This is a genomic window from Aliidiomarina sp. (assembly GCF_047920995.1).
Taxonomy (GTDB): Bacteria; Pseudomonadota; Gammaproteobacteria; order Enterobacterales; family Alteromonadaceae; genus Aliidiomarina.
Window position 1 is genome coordinate 54,304 of record NZ_JBLRWZ010000012.1, and the last position, 9,587, is coordinate 63,890.

13 protein-coding genes are annotated in these 9,587 nt (G+C 48.1%); 6 read left to right on the plus strand and 7 right to left on the minus strand.

The genetic code is table 11. The annotated features are described in order from the left end of the window. Positions 1–75: 75 nt before the first annotated feature. Positions 76–1,167, plus strand: a complete 1,092-nt coding sequence (locus ACNA7P_RS04985) for a trypsin-like peptidase domain-containing protein (RefSeq protein WP_416257507.1) — start codon at positions 76–78, stop codon at positions 1,165–1,167. Between the two features lie 56 nt (positions 1,168–1,223). Here the strand turns inward: ACNA7P_RS04985 and murA are convergent, their stop codons facing one another. The 7 genes from murA to ACNA7P_RS05020 all read right to left on the minus strand — a co-directional run bounded on the left by murA (position 1,224) and on the right by ACNA7P_RS05020 (position 6,011). Next, complete coding sequence (murA, locus tag ACNA7P_RS04990; protein WP_416257508.1) at positions 1,224–2,525, minus strand: UDP-N-acetylglucosamine 1-carboxyvinyltransferase; 1,302 nt, start codon at positions 2,523–2,525, stop codon at positions 1,224–1,226. Positions 2,526–2,535: 10 nt separating this feature from the next. Continuing rightward, entirely contained in the window at positions 2,536–2,793 is a 258-nt protein-coding gene (locus tag ACNA7P_RS04995) for a BolA family protein (protein WP_416257509.1), read from the minus strand. Positions 2,794–2,826: 33 nt separating this feature from the next. Beyond that, positions 2,827–3,147, minus strand: a complete 321-nt coding sequence (locus ACNA7P_RS05000; protein WP_416257510.1) for an STAS domain-containing protein — start codon at positions 3,145–3,147, stop codon at positions 2,827–2,829. Between the two features lie 4 nt (positions 3,148–3,151). Then, on the minus strand, positions 3,152–3,619 hold the full coding sequence (gene mlaD, locus ACNA7P_RS05005; RefSeq protein ID WP_416257511.1) for an outer membrane lipid asymmetry maintenance protein MlaD: 468 nt from the start codon (positions 3,617–3,619) through the stop codon (positions 3,152–3,154). Positions 3,620–3,622: 3 nt separating this feature from the next. Further along, on the minus strand, positions 3,623–4,396 hold the full coding sequence (gene mlaE / locus ACNA7P_RS05010) for a lipid asymmetry maintenance ABC transporter permease subunit MlaE (protein WP_416257512.1): 774 nt from the start codon (positions 4,394–4,396) through the stop codon (positions 3,623–3,625). After that, positions 4,393–5,196, minus strand: coding sequence for an ATP-binding cassette domain-containing protein (locus ACNA7P_RS05015; RefSeq protein WP_416257513.1), 804 nt, complete (start codon positions 5,194–5,196; stop codon positions 4,393–4,395). Before ACNA7P_RS05015 ends, mlaE begins: the two co-directional genes overlap by 4 nt. A 233-nt stretch (positions 5,197–5,429) precedes the next feature. Continuing rightward, positions 5,430–6,011 (minus strand): TetR/AcrR family transcriptional regulator, encoded by a 582-nt coding sequence (locus ACNA7P_RS05020; RefSeq protein WP_416257514.1) that lies wholly within the window; start codon positions 6,009–6,011, stop codon positions 5,430–5,432. A gap of 175 nt (positions 6,012–6,186) precedes the next feature. On the opposite strand from ACNA7P_RS05020, the gene ACNA7P_RS05025 reads away from it, so the two are divergent. From ACNA7P_RS05025 to lptB, 5 genes are all read left to right on the plus strand, one after another. Next, positions 6,187–7,179: a KpsF/GutQ family sugar-phosphate isomerase gene (locus tag ACNA7P_RS05025; protein ID WP_416257515.1), complete on the plus strand. Its 993-nt coding sequence runs from the start codon at positions 6,187–6,189 to the stop codon at positions 7,177–7,179. Further along, a complete protein-coding gene (kdsC, locus tag ACNA7P_RS05030; protein WP_416257516.1) occupies positions 7,179–7,772 on the plus strand; it encodes a 3-deoxy-manno-octulosonate-8-phosphatase KdsC in 594 nt (197 codons plus the stop codon). The genes ACNA7P_RS05025 and kdsC overlap by 1 nt, the downstream gene beginning before the upstream one ends. After that, a complete protein-coding gene (lptC, locus tag ACNA7P_RS05035) occupies positions 7,769–8,362 on the plus strand; it encodes an LPS export ABC transporter periplasmic protein LptC (RefSeq protein WP_416257517.1) in 594 nt (197 codons plus the stop codon). Before kdsC ends, lptC begins: the two co-directional genes overlap by 4 nt. Further along, complete coding sequence (gene lptA / locus ACNA7P_RS05040; protein WP_416257518.1) at positions 8,322–8,864, plus strand: lipopolysaccharide transport periplasmic protein LptA; 543 nt, start codon at positions 8,322–8,324, stop codon at positions 8,862–8,864. The genes lptC and lptA overlap by 41 nt, the downstream gene beginning before the upstream one ends. A 54-nt stretch (positions 8,865–8,918) precedes the next feature. Next, on the plus strand, positions 8,919–9,587 hold a 669-nt coding region (gene lptB, locus ACNA7P_RS05045), incomplete at its 3' end, for an LPS export ABC transporter ATP-binding protein (protein ID WP_416257519.1).

Below are 9,587 nucleotides of genomic sequence, written 5' to 3' on the forward strand. Positions count from 1 at the left end.
TCTATCCGAGCCGGTGTATTCCTGTTATATTAATCGTTAAATTCTACTCCATAGAACTAGCGATCAATAACCAAAATGAAGCCAAACACTGGGCAGGCGGGAAGCCGCAAATTAATTAGTTTTAGCCAGCTATTGCTGCAATATATCGTTAAACCAGCGTTGCTGGGCTTGATTGTTGCCGCTATTGTGTTGTGGTTCATAAACCGGCCGAATCCTGCAAGCGAATTCCCTGAGCCGCCAGCAAGCTCCGATGTAATGAGCTTTTCTAGCGCCTTCGAGCGTGCTGCGCCGGCCGTAGTAAATATTTATACCACCCAATCCATTCGCGATACGCGGGTGCGTAACCGCCCTGCTACGGCAATGCGTTTGGGCTCTGGCATTATCATGGAGAGCCGCGGCTATATTCTTACCGCATTGCATGTGGTGCAAGATGTAGATCAAATTGAAGTGGCGTTGCAAGATGGGCGTATATTCGGTGCGCAATTGGTGGGCAGCGATACGCTTACCGATTTGGCCGTATTGCGAATTGATGCAGCGAACCTACCTACCATTGCCGTAAACGAAAGCTACAATCCACGCGCTGGCGATATCGTGCTGGCGATTGGTAACCCCTACAACCTTGGGCAAACCGTTACCCAAGGCATTATCTCCGCAACCGGCCGCATTAGCTTAGGCAGCGCGTATGCAGAGTTTATTCAAATGGATGCCGCCATTAACGAAGGAAACTCGGGTGGTGCTGTAGTGAACAGCCGTGGCGAACTGGTAGGTATTGCCAGTGCTTCGTACCAAGCAGAATACAGCAGCCGCGGTTCGCAAGGCATTTACTTCGCCCTTTCCTACCCCCTTGCGCAGCGCATTATGCGCCAGCTGATTAGTGAAGGCACGGTAACACGCGGCTATCTCGGTATCGTAGCTGGGCAATATTATAGCGATGATTTCTCTACTCGCGGTTTACGAGTAGATGAAGTAGACGACCAAGGGCCAGCATGGCGGGCGGGCTTACGGCCAGGTGATTTTATCTTTGAAATTGGTGGCCAAGCCGTTACATCTGTAAACCAAGGCCTTGATTTAGTGGCAGAAGCGAAACCCGGCAGTGCGCTGGATATTCGTTTTTATCGTGGTAATCGGGAAATGGAAGTACAGGTAATTCTCGAAAAATTGCAGTAGCGGCATTGCTGCCGCTTACACTGCCAAAGCCTGAGGCCTAATGCTTACCCTAGCTGCTAATCTTGCGTGCGTTTTATTCGCGTTGGGCACATTTGCTCACGCTTAATATTGGCACCTAGTGCACGCAGTTTCTCTTCAATCGCTTCGTAGCCGCGATCAATGTGATATACCCGCTCAACTTCCGTAGTACCTTCAGCAACCATGCCAGCAATCACCAATGATGCTGATGCCCGTAAATCGGTACACATTACTTGTGCACCCATTAAGGTATCTACGCCAGTACAAATAGCAGTATTGCCTTCAAGTTCGATGTTTGCACCCATCCGGCGCAATTCCGGTACATGCATAAAACGATTTTCGAAAATGGTTTCTCGCACTACACCTGTGCCTTCCGCTACGGCATTAAGCGCAATGAACTGTGCTTGCATATCGGTAGGAAACGCGGGGTGCGGCGCAGTAACTAAACTCACAGCACGTGGCCGGCCGTGGCTAATTAGCTCGATCCAATCATCGCCTTTGCGAATTTCGGCGCCAGCTTCGGTAAGCTTTTTCAATACCGCATCTAAAAAGTTCGGGTTCGTGTGGGTACAGCGAATGTGCCCTTGCGTGGCTAACGCAGCCACCAAGAATGTACCGGTTTCAATACGATCTGGCAGCACTGCGTACTCACCACCATGCAAGCGTTCTACACCATGAATGTGTATCGTATCGCTACCGGCATCGCGCACATCAGCGCCCAGCGCGTTAAGGAAGTTAGCTAAATCAATAATTTCTGGCTCACGCGCCGCGTTCTCAATAATGGTTTCGCCCTGCGCTAACACAGCAGCCATCATCAGGTTTTCAGTGCCGGTAACACTCACCATATCCATAATAATGTGCGCGCCTTGCAAGCGGCCACCCAGCTCGGCAGGAACATGCGCTTTGATATAGCCATTTTCTACTACTACCTTGGCGCCCATCTGCCGCATACCTTCAATATGCAGATTTACCGGCCGCGCACCAATGGCACAACCACCGGGTAACGACACTTCCGCATGGCCACACTTTGCCAGCAAAGGGCCGAGCACCAAAATAGATGCGCGCATGGTTTTCACCAGCTCATAGGGAGCAATGTAACCGTGTTTTTCCGGCGGGGAAATTAAATAACTACATGCGTCTTCGCGTTCATGCGGAATGCCGAGCTCACCAAGAAGTTCCAACGAAGTTTCTACATCTTGCAAGCGCGGAACGTTATGAATACGTACCGGGCTGCGTGCTAAAATTGATGCCAGAAGAATTGGCAGCGCCGCGTTTTTCGCACCAGAAATGCGCACTTCGCCTTGTAAGCGGGTACCGCCTTGAACAACTAACTTTTCCATAAATCTAAACTCAGCCCGGCATGTTAAGCAGCTTTTCACGCTGCCATTTTTCTGGAGTAAACGCTTTAATTGTTAGAGCATGAATCGTGCCATCGCTGATTTTGTCGTTTAATGGGCGATAAATCATTTGCTGCTGTTTCACGCGCGATAAATTGGCAAACGCTTCGCTTACAGCAAGCACTTGAAAGTGGCTACCTTCGCCAGTTACATGCACTTCATCGAGGCCAAGCTCAGATTGTAATAGCGCTTCTATTTCTTTAGGGTCCATCGGGGCGTCCATAACTTATAATTAGGTTAGTAATTAAGGGGCTGATTTCGATTCTGCATAGCTTAACGAAAGCAGCTCGGTAACGCCACTCACCTCGGCAAACTGGCGCAGCTGAGTGTGAATATTCTGCAAAGTTAGTTCCCGATTTTGCTCACCTAACTCGGCTTTTACCTGAATAAGGAAGGCTAAACCTGCAGAATCTACTTGCTCAACACCTGCTAAATCGATGTTCACATCGCCCGAAGTGCCAAGCCAACCACTACGTGAACGCCATGCGGCGCCCACGTGATCGCGATTTAAAGGCCCGCTCACCATTACAGTACCGTTGTTTTCTTTTAGCTCGAGTTTTGCCATTTGCTTAATCATTACCTTGGCTGAACAAGAATTGGCCAATCAGGTTCTCTAACACCATGGCCGAATTGGTATGGTAAATCGTGTCACCATTCTCTAGCACAAAAATATCATCATCCATAAAGCCAGGCTCTAAGCCAACATACTGCTCACCGAGTAGGCCAGAAGTAAGAATAGATGCCGTGCTTGTTTCTGGAAAGCCGGAAAATTCTTTACTAATCCGAAGTTCTACAACTGGTTCAAAAAATTCTCGATCCAGGCTAATATCGGTAACGCGGCCAACCACAACACCGCCAACCTTCACTGGTGAGCGCACTTTCAAGCCGCCAATATTATCGAATTTCGCATACAAGGTGTAAGTTTCACCTCGTGTTGAGCTCGATTGATTGGCTACTTGCATCGCTAAAAATACCAGAGCCGCAATAGCCACCGAAATGAAAATACCTACCATTAATTCAATTTTACGCGCTTCCATAAATCACCCAAACATCAATGCTGTTAAAACAAAATCCAATCCCAATACCGCCAACGAGCCATACACAACCGTTTGTGTGGTTGCTGCACTGATGCCCGGAGAGGTTGGTTCCGCGGTGTAGCCTTTATATAACGCAATCCATGTAACTACGATGGCGAATACAACACTTTTAATAAAACCATTCATTACATCGTGGCGCCATTCAACACTGGCCTGCATAACTGACCAAAATGCGCCATCATCAACGCCAAGCCATTGCACACCCACGATAAAGCCACCGTAAATACCAATGGCGCTGAACATAAATGCAAGGAGTGGCATACTAATTAAGCCAGCCCAAAAACGCGGTGCTACTACCCGGCGCAAAGGGTCTACTGCCATCATTTCTAAGCTAGAGAGCTGCTCTGTTGTGCGCATCAAGCCAATTTCGGCAGTAAGCGCCGAACCGGCTCTACCGGCAAATAACAGCGCGGTAACTACCGGCCCTAATTCTCGCAGCAACGATAATGCCACCATCGGGCCAAGCGCTTGTTCCGCGCCAAAATCCACCAAAATAGTGTAGCCCTGCAGCCCCAACACCATGCCAATGAACAGGCCGGAGATAAGAATAATAAGCATCGATTGCACACCCACTACATACAGCTGCCGCAGTAGTAATGGAAACATTTTCCGCGGCTGTGGTTTTCCTACCAGCGCTTGGAATAGCATAATTGATGCGCCGCCTACACCACGCACGGTATTCAGGGTATTACGGCCAATATCTATAAAAAACTTCATGGTTTACCGCCCCCCAATAAATCAGCGTTGTAACCGTTCGCTGCGTAATGGAACGGAACTGGGCCATCCGGTTCGCCATACATAAACTGATGCACCAGTGGATTCCCTTCCTGTTTCAATTGCTCTGGGCTGCCTTGGGCAACGATGGTTTTGTTGGCCATAATGCACACATGATCGGCGATACTCATTACTTCATGAATATCGTGCGAAACCACGATAGAGGTAAGCCCCAGCGTACTGTTTAATGAACGAATTAAATTCACGAGTACACCCATGGAAATTGGATCTTGGCCAGCAAAAGGTTCATCGTACATAATTAATTCAGGGTCTAACGCGATGGAGCGCGCAAGTGCTGCTCTGCGTGCCATACCACCGGAAAGCTCACTAGGGAATAAATTACCAGCGCCTCGTAAACCCACCGCTTGCAGCTTCATTTTCACTACCGTAGCAATAATGTTCGCAGGTAAATCGGTGTGTTCGCGTAACGGGAAAGCAATATTCTCAAACACGGTCATGTCGCTGAATAGCGCGCCACTTTGAAACAGCATGCTCATGCGCTTGCGCACATTAAACAGCTGGTTTCTACCGAGCTTGTTGATTTCGTAATCCGCAAATTGAATAGAACCACTTTGCGGCTTTAATTGCCCGCCTATCAGGCGCAATAATGTAGTTTTACCGCAGCCACTAGGCCCCATAATTGCGGTTACTTTGCCACGCGGCACCTGCAAACTAACGCCTTCATAAATAGACGTATCACCACGTTTAAAATAAACATCTTCTACTGTTACTAAATTATCCACAATTTGCCTCTTACTCGTAGGCCGATTGGCGCTTACGGCAAACACACTGCCTTCGCCTTACCATTTGAGCGCTGCCACTTGAGCGCTACCACTTGAGCGCTGCCACTTTCCAGAATATTAAATTGGTGCGTAGTGTAACTGATTACAGAAATCCTGTGAGCCCGCATCATAGCACTGAACTAAGATACCGCCAAAGTGCTATTCACCGGATTAATTTGCTTCGGGCATTTCGATTACTTGTTGGCGTTGTAAGTATCTTCATCGAGCAAGGCTACGATTTCTTTACCAAACTCTGCGCACTGGGCCTCTGTTTCACACTCAATTAAACCCAATTGGCGCATTAACCGATGGCCGATGGTGGCTTTCCACGCTACCCGTGCTCGTGCACCACCTACCTTACTGTTATCCAAACGCGCAGAAAGTTCCGTATATTTATGTTTTATTGGATCGAGTAAGCTCGGATTACTGGCAACCGCAGCTAAAATTGCACTGTCCACGGCTAACATTTCATGGGGTTCGGAAAGTTCAGCAATAATCATAGCTTTTAAAGCTGCATCGGGCCCCGTAATTTCGCCTTTCGCTAAAATTGCTCCAGTACGCTGCTCGCGAGCCTCAATGTAACGCTCAAGCATTGCCATAATTAAAGTTTCTTTACTGGCAAAATGATACAACAACCCGCCTTTACTAATCCCTGTTTTCTCTGTGAGTGCATCAAAAGTAAGGTGCGAAGCGCCGCGTTCTTGTACTAGCAATTCAGCCTTTTCAAGAATAAATTCACGTTTACTTGGGCGGCCCCCACGATTTGAACTTGTCATTACTTGCTCTCCAAATAAAACCGTCTGTACGGTGCATTAATATGCGCTGGTTTCCTTGCAAGCCATTGCGCTGGTGCAGAATCACGCACACAATAGCTGAATTCGTTGGTAGCAGTGATATACTGCAGCCATTAATATGCTTTTAGGTATACTGAAAAAAACACAGGATAGACCAATGTCTGAACATGTTTCGCCTGCATCGCAAGAAGGCTTTATCTGGCAAGGTAAGCGCGTACTCGAAATCGAGCAGGCTGCGATTGCCGCCCTAGCACAAGCAATTAACCAAGATTTCGCGGCGGCATGCGCGCTATTGTTGCGCTGCAAAGGCCGTATCGTGGTTACTGGCATGGGAAAATCAGGCCATATTGGTGGCAAAATAGCAGCCACATTAGCGAGTACCGGTTCTCCCGCATTTTTCGTGCATCCGGGTGAAGCTAGCCATGGTGATCTGGGGATGATTACCCCACAAGATACGGTAATCGCCATCTCAAACTCCGGCGAAACCAACGAAGTTCTGAATATTTTACCGGTAATTAAGCGCTTAGGTGTGCCACTCGTGGCTCTTACTGGTAAACCAGGCTCTACCTTGGCCAACCTTGCCGATGTGCATTTAAACGTGGCGGTGGCAGAAGAAGCCTGCCCACTAGGCTTAGCCCCTACTGCGAGCACTACGGCTACCTTAGTAATGGGCGATGCGTTAGCAGTGGCGCTATTACACGCGCGTGGCTTTACCGCCGATGATTTTGCCCTTTCACACCCTGGTGGCAGCCTTGGTAAGCGTTTATTACTAAGGGTAAGCGATATTATGCATAGCCATGAACGAACACCAAAAGTACCCGCCAGCGCCATTATTACCGAAGCATTGCTAGAAATTTCTCAGAAAGGCCTAGGCATGACCACTGTTGTAGATGACCAAGATCGTTTGCTCGGCCTGTTCACCGATGGCGATTTACGGCGCATTCTCGATCAGCGGGTAGACATTCATAACACCACCATTGATACGGTAATGACCAAGGGCGGTATAACTGCAGCGCCGGAAACCTTAGCTGCGGAAGCGTTAAAGCTCATGGAAAGCCGTAAAATTAATGGCCTTATCGTGCTAGATAAAGAGCAACGCGTGGTAGGCGCCTTCAACATGCATGATTTACTGCGCGCGGGGGTAATGTAATGGCTACGCATTGCAATTCACCTCATTCCCATGCAGCAAAGGAATACGTAAGCACCTGGTACGGTGATATTCACCAAGCATTAATGGCTAAATTCGCCAACATCAAACTGCTGGTATGTGATGTAGATGGCGTTTTTTCCGATGGCCGTATTTATCTCGGCAATTCTGGTGAAGAATTAAAAGCATTTCATACTCGCGATGGTTTGGGAGTAAAAGCATTAATTACTGCCGGTATTCAAGTTGCGGTAATTACTGGCCGAGAATCCGCTATTGTTGAAAATAGAATGCGGGCACTTGGCGTGCAGCATATTTTCCAAGGCCAACATAATAAACAACAAGCGCTAGAAAGCATTTGGCAGGCCACGGGTATTACCAGCGATGCTACCGCCAGTGTGGGTGATGATTTACCCGATTTACCACTATTACAGGCCTCTGGCCTTGCGTTAAGCGTGTTTGATGGCCATCCACAAGTGCAACAACAGGCTGATTACGTTACTCAACAGCGCGGCGGTTTCGGTGCGGTGCGTGAACTAGCCGATATTATTCTCCTTAGCCAAGGGTTGTTACATCAAGTGCAGGAGAGCAGTACGTGAATCGGCGTAGCCTGATCATTCTTGCTATAGTGGCTGCTGCCATCGGCATATTTTTATGGAATGTATTTCATGAGCCAGAGCGTGCCGATACCGGCGATGCCTCTGAGCAACTGATACCAGATTTCACTGCCATTGGTTTGGAAACGAAAGTGTTTGAATCCGATGGTAGGTTGGCGCAACAAATTCGTGCGGAACGAATGGCACACTTTAGTGCCTTAAACCTTACTGAGCTTACCAATCCGCAGTACGTTAACTTTCTCCCGGAAGAACGGGCAAATGCCAACGAAACCGGCACCATTTGGGAAGTTTCCGCAGATCATGGCCGCTATTACGAAGGCGAGCGCCTTGAGCTAGAAGCCAACGTAATCATACTAAACCGTTCGAATACAGGATATATTAATGAAATCACAACCGATTTCATTAATATCGATTTACCAACCCGCACTATGCACACCGATGCTGCCGTGGTTATTCAAGGCCAACAGTTTACGGTACGGGGTAATGGTATGCGCGTTGATTTAGAAGCACAGCAAATGGAGCTGATTCACCATGTTGAAACCATTTACCGCCCTCGTTCTCGCCAGCCTTAGTTTGCTGCTTGTTGCCACTACAGCGTTCGCACAATCAAGCACGTTGGAGCGCGATTTTGCCCAAGATATGCGGGTATTAGCAGACAATAGCCTATTTGATTCTGGCGATGGCATTTATCGGGCCAGTGGCAATGTGCGTATTAGCCAAGGTAGTATGCTGATTACGGCACATACACTAGAAATTACCGGCACCGATGCAAACTCTAATGAGGCCGAGCTATTTGTTCTTGAGGGGCGGAATGGTGAACCTGCCACCTACGAGCAAGAAATTGAAGAGGGCTTTATTGTAAATGCCCATGCGCAGCGCATTGAGTACGATGCTACCGAACGAGTGCTGCGTTTATTTGGTGCTGCAGAGTTGTTTCAAGATGGCAACCTGGTGCGGGCAGAAAGCATTGTATACAACGTTGAACAGAAACAGGTTAGCGCAACTCGTGGCGAAGAAGGCCAAGTAGAAACCATTTTCCGCCCCCGGCCGCGTACCGAGCAGCAAAATCCTTAAGCATACCGATAACCCAGTTATCAACATCCGTATTGAAAGTGAGCAAAGTTAATCATGAGCACTCTTATAGCTAAGCATTTAGCGAAATCATACAAAGGCCGCGCCGTTGTTAAAGACGTTACTATTGAAGTAAATGCCGGCCAAGTGGTTGGATTGTTAGGCCCTAACGGTGCCGGTAAAACCACCACTTTTTATATGATTGTTGGCTTAGTAAAAAACGATAAAGGTAGTATCCATTTGGATGATGACGATATTACTTTATTGCCCATGCATGCCCGCGCCCGCAAAGGTATCGGCTATCTTCCGCAAGAGGCATCAGTATTTCGCAAGCTAACCGTGCGCGATAATATTATGGCCATTTTACAAACTCGCAAAGAGCTCTCCGCTGCGCAACGGGAAGATAAATTAGATGAACTGGTAAACGAGTTTCACATTGGCCATATCGTTAATAACCTTGGCATGAGCCTTTCTGGTGGTGAGCGCCGCCGCGTAGAAATCGCCCGCGCACTGGCTGCAGAGCCAAAATTTATTTTGCTTGATGAACCCTTCGCTGGAGTAGACCCAATTTCCGTTATTGATATCAAAAAAATCATTCAGCAACTCAGCGATCGCGGCATTGGCGTGTTAATTACCGACCATAATGTGCGCGAAACGCTCTCTGCGTGCGAAATTGCGTATATCGTGAGCCAAGGTAGTTTAATTGCAAAAGGCACGGCACAAGAG